27 protein-coding genes are annotated in these 26178 nt (G+C 38.6%); 16 read left to right on the top strand and 11 right to left on the bottom strand.

Annotation, left to right across the window (positions count from 1 at the left end):
• Positions 1–9: 9 nt before the first annotated feature.
• From BSO02S_RS14125 to BSO02S_RS14140, 4 genes are read right to left on the bottom strand one after another with little or no spacing between them, the layout of a single operon-like run.
• On the bottom strand, positions 10–1053 hold the full coding sequence (locus tag BSO02S_RS14125; protein WP_066068298.1) for a YheC/YheD family endospore coat-associated protein: 1044 nt from the start codon (positions 1051–1053) through the stop codon (positions 10–12).
• Positions 1050–2414, bottom strand: coding sequence for a YheC/YheD family endospore coat-associated protein (locus BSO02S_RS14130; protein ID WP_066068301.1), 1365 nt, complete (start codon positions 2412–2414; stop codon positions 1050–1052). The genes BSO02S_RS14125 and BSO02S_RS14130 overlap by 4 nt, the downstream gene beginning before the upstream one ends.
• Positions 2392–3495: a YheC/YheD family endospore coat-associated protein gene (locus BSO02S_RS14135; protein WP_066068304.1), complete on the bottom strand. Its 1104-nt coding sequence runs from the start codon at positions 3493–3495 to the stop codon at positions 2392–2394. The genes BSO02S_RS14130 and BSO02S_RS14135 overlap by 23 nt, the downstream gene beginning before the upstream one ends.
• Positions 3492–4877, bottom strand: coding sequence for a YheC/YheD family endospore coat-associated protein (locus BSO02S_RS14140; RefSeq protein ID WP_066068306.1), 1386 nt, complete (start codon positions 4875–4877; stop codon positions 3492–3494). Before BSO02S_RS14140 ends, BSO02S_RS14135 begins: the two co-directional genes overlap by 4 nt.
• A 219-nt stretch (positions 4878–5096) precedes the next feature.
• Between BSO02S_RS14140 and BSO02S_RS14145 the strand changes: the two genes are divergently transcribed.
• The 4 genes from BSO02S_RS14145 (at position 5097) to BSO02S_RS14160 (ending at position 9166) form a co-directional block, all read left to right on the top strand.
• Positions 5097–5444, top strand: a complete 348-nt coding sequence (locus BSO02S_RS14145) for a YlbF/YmcA family competence regulator (protein WP_066068307.1) — start codon at positions 5097–5099, stop codon at positions 5442–5444.
• 150 nt (positions 5445–5594) lie between these two features.
• Positions 5595–6464 carry a Cof-type HAD-IIB family hydrolase gene (locus BSO02S_RS14150; protein ID WP_066068310.1) on the top strand — a complete coding sequence of 290 codons (870 nt, stop codon included), beginning with the start codon at positions 5595–5597 and terminating at the stop codon, positions 6462–6464.
• A gap of 188 nt (positions 6465–6652) precedes the next feature.
• Positions 6653–8272 (top strand): long-chain fatty acid--CoA ligase, encoded by a 1620-nt coding sequence (locus BSO02S_RS14155; protein ID WP_066068313.1) that lies wholly within the window; start codon positions 6653–6655, stop codon positions 8270–8272.
• A gap of 102 nt (positions 8273–8374) precedes the next feature.
• The gene (locus tag BSO02S_RS14160) at positions 8375–9166 is read left to right on the top strand and encodes an enoyl-CoA hydratase (RefSeq protein ID WP_066068318.1); all 792 of its coding nucleotides are present in this window, start codon (positions 8375–8377) and stop codon (positions 9164–9166) included.
• Positions 9167–9207: 41 nt separating this feature from the next.
• On the opposite strand, the gene BSO02S_RS14165 is transcribed toward BSO02S_RS14160, so the two are convergent.
• A complete protein-coding gene (locus BSO02S_RS14165; RefSeq protein WP_066068322.1) occupies positions 9208–9393 on the bottom strand; it encodes a YhzD family protein in 186 nt (61 codons plus the stop codon).
• A 124-nt stretch (positions 9394–9517) separates the two neighbouring features.
• Between BSO02S_RS14165 and BSO02S_RS14170 the strand changes: the two genes are divergently transcribed.
• The 6 genes from BSO02S_RS14170 (at position 9518) to BSO02S_RS14195 (ending at position 17315) form a co-directional block, all read left to right on the top strand.
• Positions 9518–10417 (top strand): ABC transporter ATP-binding protein, encoded by a 900-nt coding sequence (locus tag BSO02S_RS14170; RefSeq protein WP_066068324.1) that lies wholly within the window; start codon positions 9518–9520, stop codon positions 10415–10417.
• Positions 10410–11663 (top strand): ABC transporter permease, encoded by a 1254-nt coding sequence (locus BSO02S_RS14175; protein ID WP_066068327.1) that lies wholly within the window; start codon positions 10410–10412, stop codon positions 11661–11663. The genes BSO02S_RS14170 and BSO02S_RS14175 overlap by 8 nt, the downstream gene beginning before the upstream one ends.
• Positions 11664–11772: 109 nt before the next feature.
• Positions 11773–12993 (top strand): metallophosphoesterase family protein, encoded by a 1221-nt coding sequence (locus BSO02S_RS14180; RefSeq protein WP_066068330.1) that lies wholly within the window; start codon positions 11773–11775, stop codon positions 12991–12993.
• A gap of 16 nt (positions 12994–13009) precedes the next feature.
• Complete coding sequence (locus BSO02S_RS14185; protein WP_066068333.1) at positions 13010–16012, top strand: AAA family ATPase; 3003 nt, start codon at positions 13010–13012, stop codon at positions 16010–16012.
• Positions 16013–16064: 52 nt separating this feature from the next.
• Positions 16065–17009 carry a 3'-5' exoribonuclease YhaM gene (gene yhaM, locus BSO02S_RS14190; RefSeq protein ID WP_066068336.1) on the top strand — a complete coding sequence of 315 codons (945 nt, stop codon included), beginning with the start codon at positions 16065–16067 and terminating at the stop codon, positions 17007–17009.
• 117 nt (positions 17010–17126) lie between these two features.
• Complete coding sequence (locus BSO02S_RS14195; RefSeq protein WP_084375027.1) at positions 17127–17315, top strand: sporulation YhaL family protein; 189 nt, start codon at positions 17127–17129, stop codon at positions 17313–17315.
• Between the two features lie 39 nt (positions 17316–17354).
• Here BSO02S_RS14195 and BSO02S_RS14200 read toward each other — a convergent pair whose 3' ends face one another.
• Positions 17355–18233, bottom strand: a complete 879-nt coding sequence (locus BSO02S_RS14200) for a peptidylprolyl isomerase (protein ID WP_066068338.1) — start codon at positions 18231–18233, stop codon at positions 17355–17357.
• A gap of 212 nt (positions 18234–18445) precedes the next feature.
• Between BSO02S_RS14200 and BSO02S_RS14205 the strand changes: the two genes are divergently transcribed.
• A complete protein-coding gene (locus BSO02S_RS14205) occupies positions 18446–18538 on the top strand; it encodes a YjcZ family sporulation protein (protein ID WP_066068341.1) in 93 nt (30 codons plus the stop codon).
• Between the two features lie 96 nt (positions 18539–18634).
• Here BSO02S_RS14205 and BSO02S_RS14210 read toward each other — a convergent pair whose 3' ends face one another.
• Entirely contained in the window at positions 18635–18814 is a 180-nt protein-coding gene (locus BSO02S_RS14210; protein ID WP_066068343.1) for a hypothetical protein, read from the bottom strand.
• 245 nt (positions 18815–19059) lie between these two features.
• On the opposite strand from BSO02S_RS14210, the gene BSO02S_RS14215 reads away from it, so the two are divergent.
• A complete protein-coding gene (locus BSO02S_RS14215; protein ID WP_066068346.1) occupies positions 19060–19410 on the top strand; it encodes a DUF1878 family protein in 351 nt (116 codons plus the stop codon).
• On the opposite strand, the gene BSO02S_RS14220 is transcribed toward BSO02S_RS14215, so the two are convergent.
• Positions 19407–19982, bottom strand: a complete 576-nt coding sequence (locus BSO02S_RS14220; RefSeq protein ID WP_066068484.1) for an HTH-type transcriptional regulator Hpr — start codon at positions 19980–19982, stop codon at positions 19407–19409. The genes BSO02S_RS14215 and BSO02S_RS14220 overlap by 4 nt on opposite strands.
• A gap of 253 nt (positions 19983–20235) precedes the next feature.
• Here BSO02S_RS14220 and yhzF point away from each other — a divergent pair, with 253 nt between their 5' ends.
• Positions 20236–20427, top strand: a complete 192-nt coding sequence (gene yhzF / locus BSO02S_RS14225) for a membrane protein YhzF (RefSeq protein WP_066068349.1) — start codon at positions 20236–20238, stop codon at positions 20425–20427.
• A gap of 69 nt (positions 20428–20496) precedes the next feature.
• On the opposite strand, the gene BSO02S_RS14230 is transcribed toward yhzF, so the two are convergent.
• Both BSO02S_RS14230 and BSO02S_RS14235 read right to left on the bottom strand, forming a co-directional pair.
• Positions 20497–21030: a tryptophan transporter gene (locus tag BSO02S_RS14230; RefSeq protein ID WP_066068353.1), complete on the bottom strand. Its 534-nt coding sequence runs from the start codon at positions 21028–21030 to the stop codon at positions 20497–20499.
• Between the two features lie 151 nt (positions 21031–21181).
• The gene (locus BSO02S_RS14235) at positions 21182–21601 is read right to left on the bottom strand and encodes an HIT family protein (protein ID WP_066068356.1); all 420 of its coding nucleotides are present in this window, start codon (positions 21599–21601) and stop codon (positions 21182–21184) included.
• 594 nt (positions 21602–22195) lie between these two features.
• On the opposite strand from BSO02S_RS14235, the gene BSO02S_RS14240 reads away from it, so the two are divergent.
• From BSO02S_RS14240 to BSO02S_RS14250, 3 genes are all read left to right on the top strand, one after another.
• Positions 22196–22936, top strand: a complete 741-nt coding sequence (locus tag BSO02S_RS14240; protein WP_066068359.1) for an ABC transporter ATP-binding protein — start codon at positions 22196–22198, stop codon at positions 22934–22936.
• A complete protein-coding gene (locus tag BSO02S_RS14245) occupies positions 22929–24140 on the top strand; it encodes an ABC transporter permease (RefSeq protein WP_066068362.1) in 1212 nt (403 codons plus the stop codon). Before BSO02S_RS14240 ends, BSO02S_RS14245 begins: the two co-directional genes overlap by 8 nt.
• Positions 24141–24215: 75 nt before the next feature.
• Positions 24216–24941: an EcsC family protein gene (locus BSO02S_RS14250; RefSeq protein ID WP_066068365.1), complete on the top strand. Its 726-nt coding sequence runs from the start codon at positions 24216–24218 to the stop codon at positions 24939–24941.
• 25 nt (positions 24942–24966) lie between these two features.
• Here the strand turns inward: BSO02S_RS14250 and BSO02S_RS14255 are convergent, their stop codons facing one another.
• Entirely contained in the window at positions 24967–26145 is a 1179-nt protein-coding gene (locus tag BSO02S_RS14255) for a M20 family metallopeptidase (protein ID WP_066068368.1), read from the bottom strand.
• Between the last annotated feature and the right edge of the window lie 33 nt (positions 26146–26178).

A 26178-nucleotide genomic window follows, 5' to 3' on the forward strand; every position in this document is an offset into this window, starting at 1 on the left:
AATTCTTTGTTAGTCAAGCTCTGCCAACTTAAGGAATAAGCGGCAGAGCTGCTCAATTTTCCGCTCTTCTATCCCAGGTTCGTCAAAGCTCATTGGCTTGGAGTTTACTTCGTAAATATAATAGTCACCGGATTTACTGACACCTGCATCAATGGAAAATTCACCGAAATAACCAAACTGTTTCGATAATGATTTGCCAATCTGCGGGACAACCGTTTGAATAAATTGGTCATGGGCGCTGGACTGTAGAAGCTCATAGGGAAGAAGCCTTCCCCCAGCGGGAATATGCGTGGTGATTCCCTGATTCTGTGATTGTCTAATCCCGACTCCTGTTAGAAGATAATCATCATTAGCTGCGTGAGCAAGGATTCGGAAATCAAAGCGATTCCCTTCATACTCTGCTGATTTTACTTCTTCCTGTGCTAAATAATCTCTCTCAAGCAGCTGACCGTTCCATTCGTCCCAAAAATGATGAAAGGATTGATAAGTTTCCCTTATGTTTAACCCTTCTAGCTGAATCTGTAAGGACTCTATCAGCTTTAGGCGATAAACCCCTTTACCTCTTGAGGATTGCGTTTGTTTTACATAAATACTTTTATGTTTTTCTAAAAAAGAAAACAAGTCCTTCTTTTGCTTGACAAGGATTGTTTGCGGCAAAAAGCTGTGAAGGAGCTCGTGGTTTTTCAGCAAATCATAAAACTCATATTTATCGATAAAACAAGGATTGAAAAAAGGGATTTGTTTTTCCTTCAACAGGGAAAAAAACTTTTGACAATGTACATCCTGCTCTGACTTTCGAAAGGGAATCCGATTATAAACAAGATCGGGATAAGGAAATTTAGCCTTTATCCAGTTCTTTTTATCGGGTAAATAGGAATAACCATCAATATAATCTTCATTAACTTCTTCTGCTGTAAAGACGAAGCTTATTCCATCTAATGAAATAAGCTTTTTTTGTAATGCTATAAAAAGCGGGCCGTTACCAGCTATTGAACCATTCGCATTACGTGCGGTCATAATCCCAATAAGTGGACCTGGATGGCCGCTGATCATTTGAATAGTTCCTCTGGATGTAATAATGATTGCTCGGTCAGAAAAATGGAAAAAGCAATCGATAATTTCCGTGTGAGTAAATCAAAGCCTTTTAATTCAGGATGACTAAAAATGGACCTGCCCGGTTTGGAATTTGCTTCGAAAAGCCAAACCTCACCATTGCGATCAATCCCTAAATCAAAACCAATCTCACCAATGATGCCTTCTACATTTCTATCCAAGGTGGTGCTTAACAGAAGTGCAGCGTTGGATAGCTTTTCGGTAAATAAGGCACACTCATCCTTTGAGTATATCTCTTCGATTGTTTTGATATCCCCGCCGCTTCGTGCATGCGTTGTTACACTGCCAACGCCAGCAATTTTTGCGGCAATCGCTGTGACATGCCATTCCCCTTGGTCATCTTTATTCGTATGGACGCGAAAATCGACGGAGCGGTGTTCCTTTCGGAGCAAATAAATACCCTGCTGGACCAACATCTTTTCAAGTGATTGATTGGCAAATACTGAGTTAAACAAACGTTCCAGGCTTGAAAATTTGCGCAGACGATTTACACCATTACTATCCTGGTATCGACAGAAATAATCGTCAGTGTGTTTGTCATAAATAATTTGGTGAACACCTAAACCGAGGCTGCCGTTTTTAGGTTTTAAAAAAATGTGCCCATACTTGGAAAGCATTGTTTCAATTATGGAAAAGGACGTAAACGGATAGGACTCCGGAAGAAAGCCGGCAACGGAAGCATCTTGATGAAGTCGTTCATAAATATCAAGCTTGTTGAAAAATCCAGGATTATACCATGGAATAAGATAATCCTTTTGCAAGCGGTCCCTCACTTTAATTAATTTTGGGTTATTTTCACTTCTTCGATTTGGAAGCCGGTCGTAAACTACATTAGGAAAAGGAATCTCAACCGTTTGCCAAGCATTGTTATGAAAAAAATAACCATCAATGGTTCCTTGTTCCCAATCGATATGCTGCTCTCCAAAGACAAACGGAAGGGCGCCGACCGTTTTATTTACAGAAAGCAGTTTCGAGAAAAACAACGTTCTTTCACCAATTGGCTGTAAAGGCAGTGTGGTAAAGCCTGAAGTGAATATGCCAACAAGCGGCCCAATCAGCATCGTTTGGTTATCAAAAAATACATGAAGGGGAATGTCGAAACTAGGGAATTGCAATGCCTTTTGTATTTTCCTGCTCATGACAATGCGGTCATCTTGATCAGGATGTGGGAGGAAGTCAACCTCTATGAATTTTGATCCAAATGCAATCCTGTTAACCTGTTTATCTCGAATGATCGCAGGAGGACAAAAAATAACCATTTGATCATTTTGAACTACCTCAATGAGATAACGTTTTCTCATAATAGTTCTTCCTTTCTTTTTGATCCGTCTGGGAAAGATGTCTTCCATATAGAAGCGGAGCGAGATTTAGGGTCTCCTTTATGTCTGGCTGGGTGTGCATAAGGACCTTTCTCCCTGGTTTCGAATTGACATCAAGAATCCAGATTGAGCCGTTTTTGGCGATGCCAATATCGACGCCAATCTCAAATAGCGGCAAAAATTCATTTTCAAGAATAAACGGAAGCTTGCTAAGAATATAATTTAATTCCTGCCTAATATATTCCCCTTTGGCGGGTGGAAGGGATGATGTCCACTCAGCAAAGGTGACGACAGAACCACCAGCACTTAAGTTTGATAAAATTCCTCCAGTGCTTCCAATCCGAACCCCTCTGCCGCGTTCGCCCCAAACTCCGTGCTCGTTTTTTTGCAAAAGGATGCGGATATCAAAGGGCTGTTGTTCATGATTGGATAATTCCAGATATGGTTGTAGTAGATAATCGCGCTGTTTAATTAATACTTTCAGCCATTGAATGAGCTTGGCCTCATTTGGAAAAATGCGTGAAATAATCTTTTTCTGCTTTTCTGTCTTTACATGAAAGCTTTTATCATTTTTTTTCAGGTAATAAATACCGTATCCTTGCGAACCGCTTATTGGTTTTAAAATGATTTTTTTCATTGCAGATAATTCATTTAAAACGATTTCTTGATCAATGACTGAATGCGTAGCAGGTAGGTAGGAAGTTAAAACCGTGTTTTTTAATACCTTATATAATTCCAGCTTATTTGGTAACCCATAGCCTAAAAAGGTTATATCATTTCTGCTTTTTAGCCAAGAGACAATTGGCAAACATTGCTTAGAATGTTCATCATCACCGTAAAAACAACGATCGTAAACAATCGCGGGAATTGGTAATTCACAGTCCAGCCAGCCTTTTACTGTAGAATCAAACCTTTTCCCTCTAACCTGAAGTGTATGTGGATTGATGGCGGATGGAATAAAACGGAAGCACTCCATTTCGCACGCTGCAGCGAGGGCTGCCATTTCATTTATATATAAAGTTTCACTTTCCATACTTAAAGTCATGATTCCAAATGTAATCAATGTATGTTTCCCCCTTCAATGATCGTTGAATCAAAAGCAATGATTGTGCAAAATTGAATAATCGCTTTTGCGGATGGTCTTATTTTCCCCAACCCATCCTCGAAGCTTTTAGAGGGTTTAGAATTTACCTCAATTAGCCAAGGCTTTCCGTCCTGATCGACACCGATATCAATTCCAAGTTCTCCCGTTAAACCTGCTGTGCGGCGACTAATAACGGAAGCTGTTTCAAGGGCCAATTCTTTCATTAGTGCAAGAACCTCTAGCGCTTTCTTTGGACTCATACACGTTCGTAAGGCATGTAGCGGCTTTACTAGTGTTCCTCCCCTGGCAAGATTGGAGACAAATTCCTGTTCAGCTGCAATCCGAGCTACAGTGGATGTAACTTCCCAATCGTTGTTTAGATTTTTGTGGCATAGAACCCTGAAGTCCATTGCGGCGGATTGATGCGCGGCTAATAGGATCCCTTGCTGGATAATATAAATTCGATTATGAAGGATTGGTTTTATTTGTTGATAAATTTCCTCTAAGCTATAGTTCTTCCGTAAATCATTAGCTTGGTTTGGTAACGAGCTTTGCATAGAATAGCAGTTTTCAGCTTCCTTGGTCACTTTAACAATGTTTCGGCCTTGGCTGCCGTGAATAGGTTTAACAAAGATTGTTTCATATTTTTGGGCAAAATCATGAAGATGTTCCTTTGAAAAAACCTTTGTCTCTGGCATAAAAGGAAAAAGCTGATTTTCTTTGTGGACATGTTCATAAACTTCCCATTTAGAAAGAAAGCGGTCATTAAATAAGGGGATCATTAACTGGTCTAGTCTTTTTCGAAAATGCTTATATGGCTCCCAGCGTTCAAGCCTTCGAGAATGAATACGGTTGTAGATTACATCGGGCAGGGGAAGCTCAGCAGTAGTCCATTTTCCATTTACAAAGTAATACCCTTGCTCTAAAAATTTGTCATAGGGAAACACATAAAAAAAACCGCCACGTTCAGTTATTCCGTGATGAAGCTCCTCACAAAACGTATGGATGGAACGAAAGTGGGGTTCTCCATTCTTCATTATAGGAAAGTCGGTTAGTAAGCCAATCACAGGTCCAAGCTGCAGTTCTTGAGATTCTAAATGATAGATTGCTTGAAATTTATAGGATTGAATGGGCAGACAAAAAGCTTTTATGATATTTTTGGGTAAAAGCATCTCGTTTGCAGCACACTCTACGATTTGGATGGTTGTTATTATCGTTTTCTTCCCCAACGTGATCTTTAAGTCCCGGTTATTATTTAATTGTAACTCGGTAAATAATTTCTCGGAAATTTGTATAATCGAATCATTTCTATTTAGGGGTTCTCTAGGTGAAATGGTTATCTGGGTTAATGAAAATGACATAAGCACTCCTCATTTTCGCATATCTTTAAAGACGGACATTCCGCTTTTCTTATGGGCATTAGCTGATATGGTAATGTATGTGAAAGCATTCTAGAGTGTGATTTTAACATTCTCGCAATTCAGCGAATAATTTGTTATAGTTGAATTCGAATAAGAAAAGCGGATTCGCCCCTAGGCGTTGGAGCTAGAAATTTATTAAATTTAAAGGAGTGAATTCACGTGGCAGTAAATTTATATGATTCTGCTTATGCCTTAGAAACAGCCATTCGTCAAAGTGATGAGTATAGACAATTACAGCAAGCATACAGCGAGGTAAATGCTGACCCAACTACAAAGAGTATGTTTGAGCAATTCCGTCAAATCCAAATGAACCTGCAGCAGAAACAAATGATGGGGCAAGATATTTCTGAACAAGAAGTACAGCAAGCTCAATCCACAGTTGCCCTTGTTCAGCAGAATGAAAAGATTGCCGCTCTTATGCAAGCAGAACAGCGGATGAGTATGATCATCGGTGAATTAAACCAAGTGATTATGAAACCATTAGAAGATTTATATGGAAAAATGTAAGCTTAATAACAAAGTCCTCGGTACAGTTAATCCGGGGATTTTTTCTTTTCCGCTTGTTTTACAGGCTCCTCCGCTTTTCTGTTCTATTAATGGTCGAGAAATCATAAAAGTGATATAAAGGTAATTTCACCAAGAACAGGGGGCAACATTATGATTTATCGCTTGCTTGCGTTGAATATTGATGGCACGCTTCTTCAAACAAATGGAAAGATCCATAAATCAACAAAAGAGGCGGTTGAATATGTCCAGCAAAAAGGGATCTATGTCACACTTGTTACATCACGCAGCTTTCCCTCGGCTAAAAAGGTGGCTAAGGCGTTAAAAATAAAAGCACCGCTGATCACACATCAAGGGGCCTATATTGCGGGCTCTGAGGAAAAGCCGATTTATGTAAAAAGAATTAAAGAGGGGATTACCTATGATACAGTTAGCTTCCTTGAGGCACTGCCATGCCAAATCCGCCTTGTCCATGAGCAATTTTCATTAGCAAATAAGTTAAAATTAAATAATAATCTGTTGGCAAAAACCGTTTTTACTTCCGGAGATCCTGTTTTTTATTCCCAGCAATTTGTATCTTCACTAACCGAATATTTACATGACCAGCCTGTTACCCCGCCAAAGATTGAAGTTTATTTTGAAGAAGAGAGTGACCTTAAGGATGCAAAAAAAGCGCTAAGTAAAATGTTTACGGAGATTGAAGTAATTGAACTTGACCCATTACGTTTAGATATTGTGCCCACGGGTGTTTCAAAGCTGACTGGTTTGACCTACCTTGGGAAACAACTTGGAATCAACAGAAAAGAAATGGTCTATATTGGTGATGCTCTTGATGATATCCCATTGATTGAAGGGGCTGGTCTGGGGGTTGCGATGTGGAATGCAGATTTCGAAGTGAAGAAAGCATCGGACTGGGTAACGAGGTCTGAAAATGAAAACGGTGTAGCCTATATGGTAAAGGAACACTTTAGAAAGCAGCAGCCAATTGAGTTTTTAAGGAAGATGAACATCATAAAAAGATAGGTTCCCAAAGATATCATTGGCCATCGCCTTTGATATTTTTTTGTGGAGTGTGCCGCATCGCAAAAAAGTCATCCTCCTGACTGTTTTTTGTTCTTAATAAAGGGCTATTCTATGGAAATGTCGAATAATTTAAAGGATTAGAATACAAGAAGTAATAAAACACTTTCATTAATGGAGGGACCTTGACTATGATGCAAACACCTTTAACGATGACGCAAATGATGGAAAGAGCCGAAAAGTATTTTCCAAAGAAAGAAGTGGTATCAAGAACGGGCGGCGGCATCCACAGATTTACCTACAAACAAATTGCCGAAAGAACAAGAAGGCTTGCCGATAGTCTAACCAAATTAGGGGTGAAAAAAGGCGAGCGGGTAGGGACACTGGCTTGGAATCATCACCGTCATTTAGAGGCATATTTTGCGATTCCATGCATGGGTGCAGTCCTGCATACCATTAACATCAGATTATCACCCCAGCACATTTCCTATATTATCAATCATGCAGAGGATAAGGTCCTACTCGTAGACTCTGACATTCTCCCATTACTTGAAAAATGCGCGCCAGAATTAAAAACCGTAAAGGCCTATATTATCATGAGCGATGAAACGGAAATTCCTGAAACAACGCTTTCTCCAGTCTATCATTATGAACAGCTTTTGGCTGAAGCCAATCCTGAATTTAGTTACCCAGAAGATATTGCTGAAAATGATCCGGCCGGCATGTGCTATACATCAGCCACGACAGGAAATCCAAAGGGTGTCGTTTATTCCCACCGGGGGATAGTTCTTCACAGTATGGCACTAGGTCTTGCTGATAGTGCAGCATTAAGTGAAAAAGATATCGCCCTTCCAGTAGTACCGATGTTTCATGCTAACGCGTGGGGAATGCCGTTTTCTGCTGTCTGGTTTGGTACAACCTTAGTATTGCCTGGACCATATTTTACCCCAAAATTGCTTGCTGGGCTTATTGAGCAGGAAAAAGTAACCGTTACAGCAGGGGTTCCGACGATATGGTTAGGTTTATTAAAGGAACTAGATGAAGGCTCTTATGATATGAGCAGCTTAAGAGGCGTTTTATGCGGAGGATCAGCAGCACCGAAAGGAATGATTAAGGCCTTTGAGCAACGTCATAAGATACCATTTATGCATGCCTATGGCATGACAGAAACAAGTCCGCTCGTTGTTATTTCAACTCTTAAAAGCTATCAAGAGGAGCTGGATGATGAAGAAAGATTAGAATTGAGAGCAAAGCAGGGAACCCTCGTCCCCGGGTTGGAAATAAAAATCCTGGGTAAAGATGGAGAGGTTGCCTGGGATGGTAAGGAAATGGGTGAATTGTGTATTCGCGGCCCATGGATTGCCTCAGAATATTATAAGGATGAACGTACGGAAGATGCTTTCCGAGATGGCTGGCTTCATACTGGCGATGTCGTAACCATTGATGAAGAAGGCTTTGTTAAAATTGTTGACCGCACCAAGGATTTAATTAAGAGCGGCGGCGAATGGATTTCGTCGGTCGATTTAGAAAACGCATTAATGGCCCATGATGCTGTGTTTGAAGCAGCAGTTGTAGCCGTCCCACATGAACAGTGGCAGGAACGACCAATTGCCTGCGTGGTCTTAAAAGATGCCTATAAAGAAAAAACTTCGAAAGAAGAGTTGTTTGACTTTTTAAAACCCCAGTTTGCAAAATGGTGGATTCCAGATGATATTCTTTTCCTTGAGGAAATTCCGAAGACATCAGTTGGTAAGTTCCTAAAGATGTCATTAAGGGATCAGGTCCAAAAAGAGGTCTTGCGAAAAAGCTAAATCAAAAGGGTAGAATAGAATTCAATATATTAAGAAAACTTATTCTTATTCTCCCAAATTCCATATATAATGGAATGGAATGAAGAGTTGGGGGGAGTATGAATGTCATTGAATTTTGTTACAGATAAGGTGAATTTGCGGGTAGATGGCCGCGTTGCCACACTAGAAATGAACAGACCTGAATCGTTAAACGCAATGGATATTGATTTGATTAAGGGACTTGTTTGTAATTTGAAAGAGATTAGTGAATCAGATGATATTGATATTGTTGTGTTAACAGGGAAGGGGCGGGCCTTCTCTGCAGGCGGCGACATTAAAACAATGCTTTCAAACATGAATGAGAGCGATTTCCTTCCAGTCATGGATTGGATTAGCGAATTAATCATTACCCTCTATAGCATGCCTAAAATAACGATTAGTGCGGTATCAGGAGCAGCCGCTGGCCTAGGGTTTAGTCTAGCATTAGCGACGGATTATATCATCGTAGACAAAACTAGTAAGCTTGCGATGAATTTTATCGGGATCGGTTTAATTCCGGATGGCGGAGCTCATTTCTTTTTAGAAAAAAGATTAGGTGAGACAAAGGCAAAGCAAGTAATCTGGGATGGGAAAGCGATGGGTGCCGAAGAAGCGTTGAAGTTGGGGTTAATTCAAGAAGTGGCTGAGGGCGAGCTTCAAGAGGCGCTAGAAGCTAGGTGCTCAGATTGGTTAAGCCGCCCCGTTCAGGCAATGATTAAGACGAAAAAGATATTAGCAGAAAAGAATCGGCCGCAGCTGCTGAAAATATTAGAATTAGAAAAACACGCCCAGCAAAAAATGCGCGAAACATTGGACCATCAAGAAGGAATCAAGGCTTTTATCGAAAAAAGGAAACCGAACTTTATAGGAAAGTAAAAAACAAAGAAGCCCTGCTTCTTTGTTTTTTTTAAGAAAGATTAAGAATGGAAAAGCAGAAGTTTGCCGCTAGGTGAGGTGCAACGGTGCGTACTTTCTAATAAGTTTTTCTCTGCTAATTGGTTTTCAGCTTGTTTTTTTGCTGTATCATCATTTTCAGCCTGAAAGCTTACGTCTAGAATTTTTTCTCCATTGGATTCAAAAGCCGTTAATTTATATGTTTTCATTTTACAAACTCCCTTTAAAAGAATATTGCTACTATTATTTTTACATATCTTTTAAAATTGTGCAAAAAGAAAGTGAAACCATTATGTGGTATATTCGTAATAAGGTAGGAGAGGAGTGTGTGTAATGGTTCTGAAGTTAGAACATGTCACGAAACGTTTTGGAAAATTTACAGCTGTCGACGATTTATCGCTAACTATTCCTGAAAAGGAAATATTTGGCTTTTTAGGAGCGAATGGCGCGGGAAAAACAACAACATTCCGGATGATTTTAGGTTTACTAGACACCAACGGAGGGAGGATTACTTGGGACGGCCAAGCAATTGATTATTCCACCAGTCACTTAGTTGGCTATCTTCCCGAGGAAAGAGGCTTGTATCCGAAACTTAAAGTCCGCGACCAAATCATCTATTTAGCTAGGTTAAGAGGGATGCAAAAGAATGAGGCGCTAATCGAACTAAAATCCTGGCTGGAGCGGTTTAAAATATCAGAGTATGAGAATAAAAAGGTTGAAGAACTATCAAAGGGGAACCAGCAGAAAATCCAGTTTATTGCCGCTGTTGTACATAAACCCAAATTATTAATCCTTGATGAGGCATTTAGCGGCCTTGACCCGGTAAATGTGGAAATGTTAAAAGAAGCCGTATTAGCCTTGAAGGAAAATGGGGCAACAATCGTGTTCTCAAGCCACCGGATGGAGCATGTCGAGGAAATGTGTGAACATCTATGTATTCTGCACAAAGGAAGTCCCGTAGTACACGGCTCATTAAAAGAAATCAAGCGTGAATTTGGTAAAAAGAATCTTGTTATCCATGCTGATTTTTCATTAGATTCATTGAGAAATTATCCCGGGGTAGTCAAGACAAAAACGACTATGGAAGGAATCCATCTGCAAATTGAAGGTGAATATATTGCTGAAAAGATCCTTAAAGAAATAGTCGGCAAGGGATTTATCAGAAAGTTTGCCCTTGAAGAGCCTTCTTTAAATGATATTTTTATCGAGAAAGTAGGTAATTCTTATGAATAGTTTTTGGATTATTCTATTTCATACCTATTTAAACAAATTGAAAAGTAAATCATTTATTATCACGACTATCATAACTGTGGTCATTGTATTAGCGCTAACCAATATCAATACTATCATTGGCCTTTTTGATAAAAATGGCGAAAAAGACCAGGTTGCCGTGCTAGATGAAACTCATCAGCTATACGAGCCTTTTAAGCAGCAGGTAAACACAATTAATAAAGATATAAAACTTACCCTTTACAAGGGCAATGAAAAAGAAGCAGAAAAAGCGGTTGAAAAGGGAGATATTAAAGGGATTATTCAGCTTCGTTTTAATAAAGAAAAATTGCCGGAAGCAACCTATAAAGCAATGAGCATTGCTGATTCAGCATTGCATACCGACCTTCAGACAAGTTTGCAGCAGGTAAAAACGATGCTGGCCGCTTCACAGATTCATTTGGAACCTGCGCAGCTTAAAAAGCTTTATGAACCGGTTTCTTTTGAAAAATTTGCGCTTGAGAAAAATGCAAAGACAGAAGAGGAATTAAATCAAGCCAGAGGCCTCGTTTATGTCCTGCTGTTTATTATTTATTTTGCCGTTATTATGTACGCCAATATGATTGCAATGGAAGTGGCGACGGAAAAGTCCTCACGGGTAATGGAAATATTAATATCAAGTGTTTCACCGATTAAGCAGATGTTTGCCAAAATTCTTGGCATAGGTCTATTAAGTTTGACACAGCTTGCCGCATTTTTGTTAGTAGGGTATTTTTCGCTAACAAGAAATATGGAATCATTAAAAGAAGGATTCTTTGGGGTATATGGATTTGGGGATATCCCTCTCGCAACGATTGTGTACGCAGTGATTTTCTTTATCCTCGGCTATTTTCTTTATGCGACTCTTGCCGCATTTTTGGGTTCACTTGTCAGTAGGATTGAAGATGTTCAGCAGATGATTACGCCCATGACGATGATGGTTGTTGCTGGATTTATGATCGCTATGTTTGGTCTTGGAAAACCTGACGCCGTGTTTATTACGGTAACCTCCTATATTCCTTTCTTTACACCGATGATCATGTTTTTACGTGTAGGCATGCTGACAATACCTGCTTGGGAGGCATTATTAGGAATAGCTATTCTTGTTGCGACAATTACTGTTCTAGCCATATTTGGAGCCCGTGTTTACCGTGGCGGTGTTTTAATGTATGGGAAGTCCAACTCCTTTAAAGATATTAAAAAGGCGTTACAATTAACAAAGAACGAATAGGCTGTTAGAGCTTTGCCATTTTTGGCAAAGCTCTTTATTTTTCAGGAGGAACGTGCATTCGCATTTTAAAGATGCTACAATGGAGAAAAGAGGATGAAAGGAAATATTTATGAAACAGATATCGTTTATTCATGCGGCGGACCTCCATTTAGACAGCCCTATGGTCGGCTTAAAGCATTTGCCGGAAAACATCTTTACAAGGGTAAAAGAGAGCACCTTTACGGCATTAAAGAAACTTACAACGGCTGCAATCGAGAGTCAGGTTGATTTTGTCATTTTTGCAGGCGATTTATTTGATGGAGAGGACCGCAGCCTGCGGGCGCAATCACGCTTTCGGACGGAAATGCTTAGGCTCGCGGAAAAGGACATTCCCGTTTATGTCATCCACGGTAATCATGACCATCTAAACGGTTCTTGGGTTCACCTTGACATGCCTAAAAATGTTCATGTGTTTCATAGTGAAGTGGAAGCAAAGGTCCTGCAAACGAAGAATGGTGAAATCGTACATCTTTATGGATTTAGCTATCCGACCAGACATGTGTTTTCAAGAAAAATTGATGATTATAAAAAGGAGGAGGGTGCTGATTTTCATATTGGCATTCTTCATGGCAACGAAAGTGCGGGAACTGAGCACGATAACTATGCTCCTTTTTCGGTAAGGGATTTGCAGGAAAAAGACTTTGATTATTGGGCATTAGGACATATCCATAAACGTGCTGTATTGTCAGAAGCCCCACCAATCATCTATCCAGGCAATATTCAAGGAAGAAATAAGAAAGAAACCGGCGGGAAAGGTTTCTATCATGTCACTTTGAACGATTTAGATACAAAAATAAACTTTGTTGAAACCTCAGATATTGTTTGGGAGGAGGCGGTGGTTGATGCTGCTTCAGTAAGTAGTTTTAACGCGATTCTTCAATTATGTCATTCAACAATCAATGACCTTCGCAAGGAAAAATCGGGTACACTCGTAACTCTTTTTTTGAAAAATCTCCAATTGGAGGATTACCGCGAAAAAAGAAACCTGGACAGTGAACTTTTAGAGATCCTTTTAGAAAATGAAATAGATGAAGAATCGTTTGTTTGGATTGTTAATTTAATCGTCATTGAAAGCAAGCTTTTTGACAAAGAACAATTGAAAACCGAAGCAAACTTTTATGCCGAGCTTTTTGATACGGCTGCTGATTATGAAGATATAGAGGACACAATAGCTCCATTATACCAGCATCATTTAGGAAGAAAATATTTATCGCATTTACCTAAAATGGAGCAGGAGGAGCTAATCGAAAAAGCAGAGAAATTACTAATCGAATTACTATATCAATCATAGGAAGGGGGGAAAGCATTTGAAAATAATCGAGATACATATATACGGCTACGGACAATTAGAGAATGTTAAAATCACCAATCTGTCTGATTTTCAAGTTTTCTATGGTGAGAATGAAGCGGGAAAGTCCACGATTATGGCCTTTATCCATGCAGTATTATTCGGTTTTCCGACAAAACAACAATCTGAGCTCCGCTATGAGCCAAAACATAGCAGCAAATATGGCGGAAAAATTAGAATTTACCACGAAGGGCACGGGTTTGCAGTCATTGAACGTGTGAAGGGAAAGGCCGCAGGCGATGTTAGTGTAGCCTTGGACAATGGAACACTTGGCGGCGAAGAACTTTTAAAAGAACTAACAGCGAACTTTGATAAAGGGCTATTCCAAGCGGTCTTTTCCTTTAATTTACATGGATTGCAAAATATTCATCAAATGAAGAGTGAGGATATTGGCAAATTCCTGTTTTCCGCCGGAACATTAGGCACAGAACGGTTATCGAAAACAGAAACTGTTCTCCAAAAAGAGCTCGATTTGCGCTTTAAGCCATCAGGAAAAAAACCTCTGATGAATGAAAAATTACAAGCACTTCATGAAATAAATGGGGAATTGAAAAAAGCTGCAGCGAAAAATAATGAATATGAAAATCTTATTGAAAAGAAAGGAACGCTTCAGCAGGAAATGATAGATATTAACAGGATGCTTCAGGGAATTCAAGAGAAGGTCGAAAAGTTGAATGAGTGGAAGCGAATTGAGTCATTGGTAAAAGAAGAAAAATGGATGATGAAGGAGTTAGGGGATCTTGGAGAAATTCAATTTCCGGTACGCGGGATTGAAAGACTAGAAAAAATAAATCAGCTAATCCATCCCTATAAGGCAGAGATTATTAGCATTTCAGAAAGAATAGAAAATATGAAAAAGGAATTAGCAGCAATTCAGCCAGACCATTCTTTCCTAGAAAACGAGCCGGCGATTCTAGCAGTACTTGATCAAGTCCCACTTTATGAACAATTGATGCTTGAAAAGCAGCATTGTGAAACAAAACTTTTAGAGTTGGAAGAAAGCCTTTCCCTCACTAGAGAGAAACTTCATTTACCTATAAGCGAAGAAGACATCTTTGCCATCAATACAAATATTTATATGAAAAATCAAGTGGAAGTCGTTTCTTTAAAAACCCGCAAGCTTCAAGAATTGAAGGAAGAACTAGATGATCGTTACCAGGAAGAAAAAAACAGTTTGGATGTCATAGAAAAGGATGTCTTGTTAGAAACCGACAAGGTTCTTACAAAACAGGAACGGTTACTGCTTGAGGAGCAGCTAAGTCACGGACATGATAAGAAGAGCTTAGAATGGGAAATTAGCGCGATACAAGATAAAATAGCATTTTATGAAGCCGCAAATGAACGTAATAAAGCGGAAAGGGTCAGCATGAAAAGGCAAAAAAAGCTTCAATTTTTCCTAGTTGAGCTGCTGCTAGCCGGGTTAACATTTTATGGCTTGCTGACAAAGCAATGGGTGCTGTTATTTTTAGGAGTGCTGAGCTGTATTGGAATCGCCATGTTTATGACGAAGAGTATGAGACAGTCTAAAGAAGAAGAGCTAAATCAAACGCTAGCGGATCTAAGGGAAAAGGAAGACAAGTTAATCCAAAAACGTCAATCTGCTGAATATATGGATATCACAAAACTTGAGGAACAATTAAGGCAAGATAATCAGCATAGAGAACGGCTGCAATTGTTAAAAATAAAGCTAAAACAGCAGCAATCCCAATTTGAAAAGATAATGGGAAAAATGGAAGAATGGAAATCGGATTCGGCTCGAAATAAAGAAAAGATACTATCAATCAGCAGTGAATTAAAGATTCCAGAATATATTGCGAAAGCTTTTTTACTGGAAGCTTTCGGGCTAATTGAACAATACAAATCAATTTGCAGAGAGAAAAAACAAATTCAAACAAGACTTGAGCAAATAAATCAGCAGCAGGCAAGAATTGTGGATGGAATTAATCAATTAGAGAGCCGATATTTACAAGAAAAAGGAATAGAGTTACATAATTCAGCTTATTTATTGCGAAATAAGCTTAAACAAGAGCATGAAAAACAAATTAAGGGTCAAGAGCGACTGGCAAAGCTTACCGAGCTCGAAGCTGATTTGATGCAAAAATCTCAGGAGCTAGAGCACCTCCAGGAAGAATATGACAAGCTGATATGTGCTGCAAATGTCGAAACAGAGAGGCAATTCTATGAACTGGGGGAGATGGCGGGAAAACAAGGCAAGCTTAACCAAAGACTTGAAACGATTCAAAGCCAGCTGCAATATTCAATTCTGCCTAAACAAGTAAGAGAAAGTTTTTTACAAATTCATAACAGTGCTGAATTGGCAGATGAATGCAATAATGAAACACATCGTTTACAAACAAAATTAAAAACGCTTCAAGAGGAACAGGCGTCTATTAGGTACGAGATTCAAAAACTGGAAGAAGGCGGCGTTTATTCGGATATCCTCCACCACTATAAACAGAAAAAGTTTGAACTAGAAGAAGAAGCGAAAGAGTGGTCTGTCTTTTGCTTAGCTCAAGCGATCCTTTCAAATACGATTGAAAAATATAAAAATGTTCATCTACCAAGGATGCTTTCCAAAGCGGAACAGTATTTATCGTTTCTTACAAATGAAAGCTATCAAAAGATTCACTTACATTCGTCTGGTCCCGGTTTCTTGGTTGAGCGCGAGGACCGTACCTTATTTGAAGCAAATGAACTAAGCCAAGCAACAACAGAGCAGTTATATGTATCGATTCGGCTCGCACTGGCAACAACGCTGTATGAAAAATATCGGTTCCCGATTATGATTGATGACAGCTTTGTCAATTTTGATGCCAAAAGAACGGAAAAAGTGATAGAACTTCTTAAGAGGCTCGAGCGTAATCAAATTTTATTTTTCACCTGTCATCAACACGTACTTCAGCATTTCCAAAAGGATAATATTCTTTTTTTGGAAAAAGGTGCTGTTCAAATTATTTCATAGATTTATAGTTGGATATGCTATACTCATACTATTGAGAAGGGGTGTGAATACGTTGGGTAAAGGAATTTTATCTTACGATGTTGGGGAACAGGTTGAATTATTCCTCCTAATAAAAAGTTCTACGAAAGGGATTGCAAGTAATGGAAAGCCATTTTTGACTTTAATCCTTCAAGACCAAAGTGGTGATATTGAGGCAAAGCTTTGGGACATCAATGATGAGGACGGAAAAAGCTATTCCGCCCAAAATATTGTTAAGATCATCGGTGATGTGCAAAATTATCGCGGGAAAAGCCAATTGAAAATTCGCCAAATCCGGAAAACTGGACCAGCTGATGATGTAAAACTAGATGACTTTTTGAAGACGGCACCATTAAGTCAAGAAGAAATGGCTAGTAAGCTCACACAGTATATTTTTGATATGAAAAATCCAAATATCCAAAGGATTACCAGACACTTAATCAAGAAGCATCAAAAAGCCTTTTTAGAGTTTCCTGCAGCAACAAAAAATCATCATGAGTTTGTGTCAGGACTCGCTTATCACGTTGTTAGTATGCTTGACCTAGCCAAATCAATTGCAGCGCTATATCCAAGCCTAGATAAGGATTTACTATATGCCGGAGTTATTTTACATGATATGGGTAAAGTATTGGAATTATCCGGGCCTATTTCGACCGTCTATACGATTGAAGGGAATTTACTTGGGCATATTAGCATTATGATTAATGAAATTGGCAAAGCTGCAGAAGACCTGGGGATTTCTGGGGAAGAGGTTCTAATCCTTCAGCATCTTGTTCTTAGCCATCATGGGAAGGCTGAATGGGGAAGTCCAAAGCCACCTTTAATTAGAGAAGCAGAAATTCTACATTATATCGATAATCTAGATGCGAAAATGAATATGCTTGACCGTGCTTTAGAAAGAGTGAAGCCAGGTGAATTCACAGAGCGGATTTTTGCCTTGGATAATCGTTCATTTTATAAGCCTGTCTTTCATAATTAGAAATTCCAGATAACCCACGAAAATTGGGTTATCTTTTTTAATGGATGAATAATTTCAGATTACTAGAATATCATGTAATAACTAGTGGACAACCACTAAAGAAAGGGGCAATAGAAATTGACTATTCCTATTTGGATATATGCAGTGGTGGTTGGAATTGTTGCCAGTGCAATGATGGCATTAAAAACGGGTAGAGAAGAGCGATTGGTGGAGATGGAAAACATTGAGCAAGAAGGGGAAATTTATATGAAACGCCTGGAGCGGGAAAAGGAAAAGCGGGAAGACCTTAGGGCTACAGGGGAATAAAAAAAAGCGGAAGCGCCTTGGCGTTTCCGCTTTTTTTATTTATTGATTGGCTGGTGCTGCAGGTTGTGGTTTTAGAGCGTCTTTTAAGTCTTTATCACTAATTTTTACGTTTGCCGCTTTAAGTTCACTCTGCATTGCTTTAGAAATATCTTCACTTGTTAATTTAGAAGATTTTACTTGATATTCGATTTCCTTCTTCATTTCAGCGTATGGCTTTTTCTCTTGCTTTTCTGTTACTTGGATAATGTGATAACCGAATTGTGTTTTCACAGGAGCACTAATTTCATTAACTTTAAGTGCATATGCGGCAGCTATAAAGTCCTTATCAAACTGTTCTTTATTTGTGTTATTAATTGTACCTAAATCGCCGCCATTTTTAGCAGAAGCGGTATCTGTGGAATATTTTTTTGCGACTTCATCAAATTTTGCACCGCCATCAAGCTTTTTCTTAACATCTTTTGCGGTTGCTTCATCTTTAACAAGAATATGACGGGCCTTTATTGCCGGCTGAAAGTTATCGTAGTAATCCTTTAATTCCTTGTCAGTTGCCGTAACGCCTTTCATTGCTGCTTTTTCCTGCATCATGCCAAGTTTCATTGTTTTCTTTAAATCAGCTTCGCTTTTATAGCCATATTGTGCAAGGGTAGATTCAAAATTTGTCCCAAGATCAGCTTTTAATTGATCGATTTTTGCATTTAATTCTTTATCAGTAACGTTGTATTTCTTTGATAGAACTTTTTCATATACGAGCTGCTGAAGAGATTGATCCCCGATCTTATCCTTCATCGCTTTGTACAATTCCTCTTGAGTAACATTACCTGCTTTGCTTTCTGCCACTGTATCAGAACTACTTTGATTACATGCACCTAATGCAAGAACCCCGCCAGCTAATGTGAGGGCTAATATCCATTTTTTCATGATGAATCTCTCCTAAACAGTTAAATTCTTGTGGGTCCGTTTGTCCACAACTATAATAATAACATAAATAAGAATTACTGCAAAAATTTAGCTGTAATGGTTTTATAAAATATCTTAGCTGGACTATTCCAAAAAAATATAGGTAGTGCCTAAACGAAAAAAATAAGGGATGAATAGTATATCTTAGCAAATGAAAAAGGAGGTAAAAATAAATGACTGGTGCGGCAGGTTACGGTGGAGGATTTGCGTTAGTCGTGGTTCTATTCATTTTATTAATTATCATCGGCGCTTCATGGGTTTATTAATAAAAAGTGACAAAATAAAAGCGATGAGAAATGCCTCATCGCTTCTATTTTTTACTCGTACATATCCCCTTCGTTCGAACACCGTTAACAGTTGGATTATGTATATAAAATTTCCAAGTATGATGATATCAGCAGGATCGTGATTAAAACATTAATCGTTCGAAACACCTTATGTTGGCGTTCTTCTGGAATTTCTTTTTGAATACAAAGTGAGTTGGTCATTTTATTTACATAAAACAAGATGAAAATAGCGAAGACAATAAAAACGGAGATCATCAATGAATCCCTCCCTGTTGTTCGTGTTATGTTTACTACAATATCAAAAAATACAAAAAAAAGATAGTCAAAAAGAATGTTAGAATGTCAGCCTTTTCGAACTACGCTAGAATAGACTGTTTTCCAGCGGCTAAAACTATCCATAAAAAAGTTCCCTATTGTTTTTAAAAATGGTTTACCCTGGTCTGAAAAAGGTGAATAATGAACATAGGGTATTTTTAAACGTCTGAAAAGAGGGCTATTGCATGAATGGACATGAATTACTGCTGCAAAGGATCAAACTTCTTGAATATCACCAAAAGTTGTTATTAAAGCTGCTAGGCAATCCAATGCTCGAATTATATAAGTTAATTATTGAAAATGGGATAACCGAGCAGGAAGTAGAGCATTTTTATACATTATGTGACAAAATGAGCATGGAATTTGAAGAACAAAAAGCGGAAGGGTATGTTTACTTTTATCCGCTTTTTGATGAATTATCAGCATCTTTACCTGCAAAACTTGATATGAAAGAAGTAATTAAGGCATGTTTAAAACAGGAACTTTTCGTGCCCCTTTTCCAGGAGTTTGAAAAATACATAAATGAAAAGGATTAAGCGAGTTCTTGTTCATTCTTACTCGCTTTCTTTAGCTTCCCATTTTCTTCAGTGAACTCATTTTCAATATTATGAAAAGAACGCTCAAAGATTTCCATGAAATCTTCGCCATAAATATTACGAACAATTGCCATCATTTCAACAATGTCTGGAAACTTGCCGTACAATTCACGAAGCGGTAAAGCACCAGAAAATACAGCATTGCCATTCGGTTCATAGGTTTCCATTAGCTGAAGTAAAATATCTTCACCTTCAGCAGTGATTTGGATATAAGTATTACGTTTGTCATTTTCCTTCTTCGAAAATGTAAGCAAACCTCTTTCTTCTAACTTTTTTGAAAAGTTAAATGCTGTTGAGACATGCATAACCCCGAACTTTGCCACATCCGATATAGAAGCACCATTCAAATGATAAGCAATCCAAAGAATATGGTGTTCATTAATATTTAGATCAAATGGCTTTATCCATTGCTGCCAGTCTTTCTCAATCGATTTCCATAATGCTTTACTTAATTGTGCAATTCTCTGACTAAAAAGCATTGCTTCCTTCATTGAATACTGTTTCTCAGTCATCCCCATTTTCACCCACTTTTTTATTTCTCTATTATCATTATGCCAATAAAGTAAAAATTAATAAAGTAAAAATTCACAAAATTTTTAGAAATTGAAGTAAATTTGTAGTTTAATCTCTAATCTTGGCTATTTCTTGTTTAAATAGTTTAATTTTTTCCCTTAGTTTAAACAGGTAGACATTGCTCATAGGATTGGACGGGATGACATATAAATATAGTTACAAGAATTGTTCGAATCTAAGGAGGGGGAAAAAATGAAAAGTGCAGCTGTGTTGTTTTTTATCTTTAGTGCGATCCTTTTATTAGGAACCTTTAAATACTTTTTGGAATTAAAAAGACCTGGTGTCTATCCGCCGAAACAAGTATTAAAGAAAAGAGCAGCTGCATTAGCTGGGGGTGGAGGAATTTGCCTGCTAGTTGCTGTAATGCTTTCTTATTTTTTGTAGAAGGGAGTATGTAATTAATTTAAGAAAAGAACCCAACAGGGTTCTTTTCTTAAAAGAGGGCCCCGTGCATTATTTTTGAATGACGGAAGCTGATGATAATTTAGTTCGTTTAACAATTGATAGGGCTACTGGATACAAAATAACCATGGCTATGGTATTTAGTGCAACAGCAGGTAATACGCCTGCTACAAACAATGCTGTGAAAGGAGTGTTACCAGGCAGACCAACTAGAAAAAAGGCTGTTCCCAAAAAGATGGTGCCTGAAATCAGCGTTCCAACAGCTGTTAAAACTCCAACACTTACAACGGAATTTCGGTACTTTTTTAAGGCTAAAAATAAACCAAAAAAGACTAATGCAGTGATGGGCTTATCAATGATATTAGGGATTTGGCCCATTGGGAAACTAGTCGTTAATGCAGACAATACCCCAGTCACAATGGCTAAAAGCATGACACTTTTAATTTCAGGAATAAGAACAATCCCTAAAAACATCATTGCCAGCATCATGTCAGGCTTAATGGTAAGGAAAGCCGGCATTGCCGTGTGCAAAACTACCCCAATTCCCGCTAAAAGTGCTAAAACCACCAGATTTTTTGTTTTCATTTCTCATCTCTCCTCTGCTCTTCTAAGCAATTTGGTTCCTCCTGCAGTGCCCTAGATGCCTGCAGCGAAAAACTTGATTTCATTATAACATATTACGATAATAATAATAAAGATATAATTTTCAGATAATTGAAATACAGTTAATGGCGGCTTAAAGCTGTTTATTAATACTTACTGCCATTTCCTGCAGCATTTGTGGTGTGTAATCGCTTTGATTCATTTTCCAAACGGCTCCAAAACCATCACCTTTACCATAACGGGGGATCAGATGCATATGGAAATGAAAAACAGATTGCCCGGCATGTTCACCGTTATTATTGATCGTATTTAAACCAATTGGTTCAAATTCTCTTTTTAATGCATTGGCAATGGAAGGGACCACCTCAAAAAGATTTCGGGCCATTTCAGGTGTCAATTCATATAAGTTTTCCTTATGCTCCTTCGGGATAACCAGTGTATGGCCCTTCGTCACCTGACTAATATCTAAAAAGGCAACAACATGTTCATTTTCAAATACCCTAGCTGCCGGAATTTCTCCATTAACAATTTTACAAAAAATACAGTCGCTCATTCAAACACAGCCCTTCAATAAATGTTTGTATTATTTTACCACAAAAATTTAAAAAAGAAAAAGACAGGATCCGCGTGGAATCCTGCCCTCTCGAAGGGGTATTGCTTCAAAGTGACGTTCATTTAGGAGTGTTCTTTGATAAACACCTCATTTTTCGTAGAGTGTTTTTTATAAAGAGACATCATTGTTCAAGCTGACCATCCCCTATGTTTGTTTTTATATGTTTTCCCAACTTATAAAAACGGGTAGCGATCTGCGGTAAACACCTCATTTTCCGTTTATTTTTTTAAGATAAACAGTTGGTGTTACTTGAACTCAAAATGGTTTGCATGCACATTGTACAAAACAACCATCCCCTTAGTTGAAACGATTTAAGAAGCTCACTTGTTTGAAAGGAAATTGTCTTTAACAGACACCTCATTTCAATTTTTGATGAATTTCTTCATCGAAGTAAGTTGTTTCCCCTTCAAATATTATGATGTCCGATAGCAAAAGAAATATACAAAATAATAACGAAAAACTGAATTCCTATTTTTATTGAAACTAATTTGATAAAATATAAAGCATAATCATGCTACGGAGGGACGTTTGCACATGTCTTTATTAACGATTGAAAATCTTGTCGGGGGCTATACGAGAAACCCTGTCTTAAAGGATGTTTCCTTTGAAGTAAAAGAAAAAGAAATGGTTGGCTTAATTGGCTTGAATGGGGCAGGGAAGAGTACAACAATTAAACATATTATTGGATTAATGGAACCGCATCGTGGAGCAATAAAAATTAATGGACAATCCTTTACTGAAAATAAAGAAGCCTACCGCCGATTGTTTACGTTTGTTCCGGAAACACCGGTATTATATGAAGAATTGACGCTGGAAGAACATTTGAAATTAACGGCTATGGCGTATGGTCTGGATGAGTCTAACTATAAAGAGAGAATTACCTCGTTATTGTCTGAATTTCGGATGGAAAAGCGCTTAAAATGGTTTCCGGCTCATTTTTCAAAAGGAATGAAACAAAAGGTAATGATCATGTGCGCCTTCTTAGTCCAGCCTTCACTTTATATTGTTGATGAGCCCTTTGTTGGTTTGGATCCGCTGGGGATCCAATCCTTGCTCGATTTGATGAAAAAAATGAAAGAAAATGGAGCAGGTATTTTAATGTCAACCCATATTCTTGCAACAGCCGAAAAATACTGTGACCGGTTTATTATCCTTCATGAAGGGAAAATTCGTGCAAAAGGAACACTAGCGGAGTTAAGAGAACAATTCTCGATGCCAACAGCTTCTTTAGATGATTTGTATATTCAATTGACGAAGGAAGAAAATTATGTTTGATGATAAAAAACTTTGGAAGGACCGTGCCGGCGGTCGTGTGAAAAATTTAGGCAGGTATTTACGTTATATTTTCAATGGGCATCTTGTCATTGTCTTGTTATTTCTAATTGGAAGTGGAGCATTTTATTATCAGAAATGGATTGAAACCCTTTCAACTGGGTTTCCTGCCGAAATCATCCTCGCTGTTTTGCTGGCAATATTCTTAACCTATAGTCCTGTTTATAATTTTTTGCTTGAAGCTGACAAGGTTTTTTTACTACCGCTTGAAGACAAATTGAAAGGTTATTTCCTTCGCTCTGGAATAGCAAGCCTTGTCTTCCAAGGCTACCTTCTGTTAATGGTTCTAGCAGTACTTATGCCAATGTATGCACATGTAAATAAAAGCGGCTTTCGTTTCTTCCTACCATTTCTGGTCGCACTGCTGGTAATAAAAGCCTGGAATCTAGCCGCTAGTTGGCGAATTCATTATTTCGTTCAGTTATCCGTACATAGATGGGACATGGTTGTTCGTTATTTCTTAAATGCAACATTTACCTATCTGTTATTTAAACAGGCAACCATTTTTATTCTATTGGTCATTGTGTTGGTCTGTATACTTTATTATCGCGCCTTTAAGGTTCGAACAAGAACACTGGGTCTAAAATGGGATTTGTTAATTGAACACGAAGAAAAACGGATGGCTTCCTTTTACCGGTTGGCCAACCTGTTTACTGATGTTCCAAAATTAAAAGATACGGTTAAAAGAAGAAAATGGTTAGATATATTTATTAATGGAATCCCGTTCTCACAAGAAAAAACCTATCTTTATTTGTTTTCAAGGGCCTTTTTGCGCTCATCTGATTATCTTGGTCTGTTTATCCGCCTAACGGTCATTGGCTTGCTGGCTATTTACTTCCTAACGTTTGGATTGGGTCAAATCCTGTTAAGTATTTTATTTTTATATTTAACCGGTTTCCAGCTTCTTCCGCTTTGGAATCATTATCAAAACAAGCTCTGGGTTGATTTGTATCCTGTAGCACAAAAATATAAAACAGCTGCCTTCCATTATTTATTAATGATGATTTTAACCATCCAGACGGTACTTTTTGCTTTGTTTATATTAATTAAGGGTGAAATGGTAAACGGGCTGCTTTCATTATTGGCAGGTCTTGTTTTCAGCTATCTATTCGTTTATTTTTATAGTAAAAATCGCTTAAAAGCCTAGTTGGAGAATCTCTTTCAAGGTGAATAGATTTTTTGAAACTCTTGGGCATAAAGTATGATTGAGGCGGTGCGACAAATGAACGAGTATGAATTAAAGGTGTATGAGGAAGTAGAAGAATGGAAAAGGAAATTAACCAGACGTTCTGGAATGATGAATCGAATCTCGAAAAAGGCTCAAGGGAAGATCAATGAACTAATTCCTGAAAAGGTTCATGAAGTAATGACTGAGAGTATCAAGGCGATGGTAAAGGCGACATTATTCGGCTCACAGCTTACCACAAATAAAAATCAGGCACACGCGTTAACATTTGCTGAAAGAGATGTGCTGGCTGAAAAGAAAATATCGACTTACCAGAAGACCGCGATCATAGAAGGAGCTGGGACTGGGGCAGGGGGGATTTTGCTAGGTCTGGCTGATTTCCCGTTACTCCTATCGATTAAGATGAAATTTCTGTTCGAGACGGCAGCTGTTTACGGTTTTAATACAAGTGAATACGGAGAAAGGCTGTTTATTCTCCACGTTTTTCAGCTAGCCTTTTCAAGTGAGGAAATTCGCCAGAATACCTTATTTGAAATTGAAAACTGGGAGAATCGAAAGAAAGTTCTTGTTGAAATGGATTGGCGCAAGTTCCAGCAGGAGTACCGCGATTATATCGACCTTGCAAAAATGCTCCAGCTTGTGCCGGGAATTGGCGCGTTTGTCGGTGCCTATGCGAATAATAACCTTCTTAAACATCTAGGTGAAACCGCAAAGAACTCTTACCGCTTAAGATTATTACAAAAGGCCCCTGAAATGGAATGATTTCAGGGGTATTTGTTATGGTCTTTTATGATTTCTTGTGGATGTTTATCGCAGCCGTTCCAAGCGTTTTTGCTGCAATTAACATTGCTTTTTCATCGATATCGAATTTAGGATGGTGGTGCGGATAGGCCGTTTCAACACCATGCGGTTTTGCCCCAGTGTAAAAGAATGTTCCTGGAATTTTTTCTAAATAATATGCAAAATCTTCACCGCCCATTTGCGGCTCGGTTTCCTCGATTGTTTTTACCTCTTCGATTTCCTGTGCACAGATTATCAAAAACTCTGTTTCTTTGGGATGGTTGACCACGGCAGGATAACCTCTGACAAAATCAAACCGGTAGGTGCAATGGGCTGCATAGCAAGTGCCATGAATGATTCGTTCCATTTCCTCTTCGATGAATTGCCTTATATCTTCATTAAAGGTACGAACGGTACCTATCAGTTTTGCTTTGTCGGCAATGACATTAAAGGCATTTGGGGCCGTAAAAGAGGCGACGGTAACAACCGCTGCTTCAACGGGATTTACCTTGCGGCTAACAATCTGCTGAAGATTTAATACGAGCTGTGAGGCGGTTACAATCGCATCCTTTGTTTTATGGGGTTGTGCCCCGTGCCCGCCTTGGCCCTGAATTTCAATCTCAAATCGGTCTGCCGCCGCCATGATTGGACCTGAGCGATATTGGATTGTTCCAGTCGGTTCACTCGCCCATAAATGAGTGCCAAAAATAACATCGACACTATCTAAGCAGCCAGCCTCAATCATTGAAGCAGCTCCGCCCGGTGCATACTCCTCTGCATGCTGATGGATAAAGACATAAGTACCTTCTAGTTCCTCTCTTAGCTCATTTAATGTCTTCGCAAGAATGAGAAGAGTCGCAGTATGACCGTCATGGCCGCATGCATGCATAACCCCAGGTACTAATGACTTGTAAGGAACATCCTTTTCGTCTTGGATGGGCAAAGCGTCAAAATCTGCTCGTAGTGCCACGGTTTTCCCAGGTTTTTTTCCGTAAATCTTTGCAATGACCCCGTTGCCACCCACGTTCCCTTTTACCTCAATCTCGAGCTTTTTATAATAGGATTGGATGAATTCAGCAGTATTAAATTCCTGAAAAGATAGTTCCGGATGCTGGTGCATATAACGGCGTATGGAGACCATTTCTTCATAGTACCCATCCAATTGTGCAAACAGCTTATTTAACATAAAAAATCCCCCTTTTTTAGTGGAAAATGTATT

The sequence above is a fragment of the Neobacillus soli NBRC 102451 genome (genome assembly GCF_001591665.1).
GTDB classification, from domain to species: domain Bacteria; phylum Bacillota; class Bacilli; order Bacillales; family Cytobacillaceae; genus Neobacillus; species Neobacillus soli.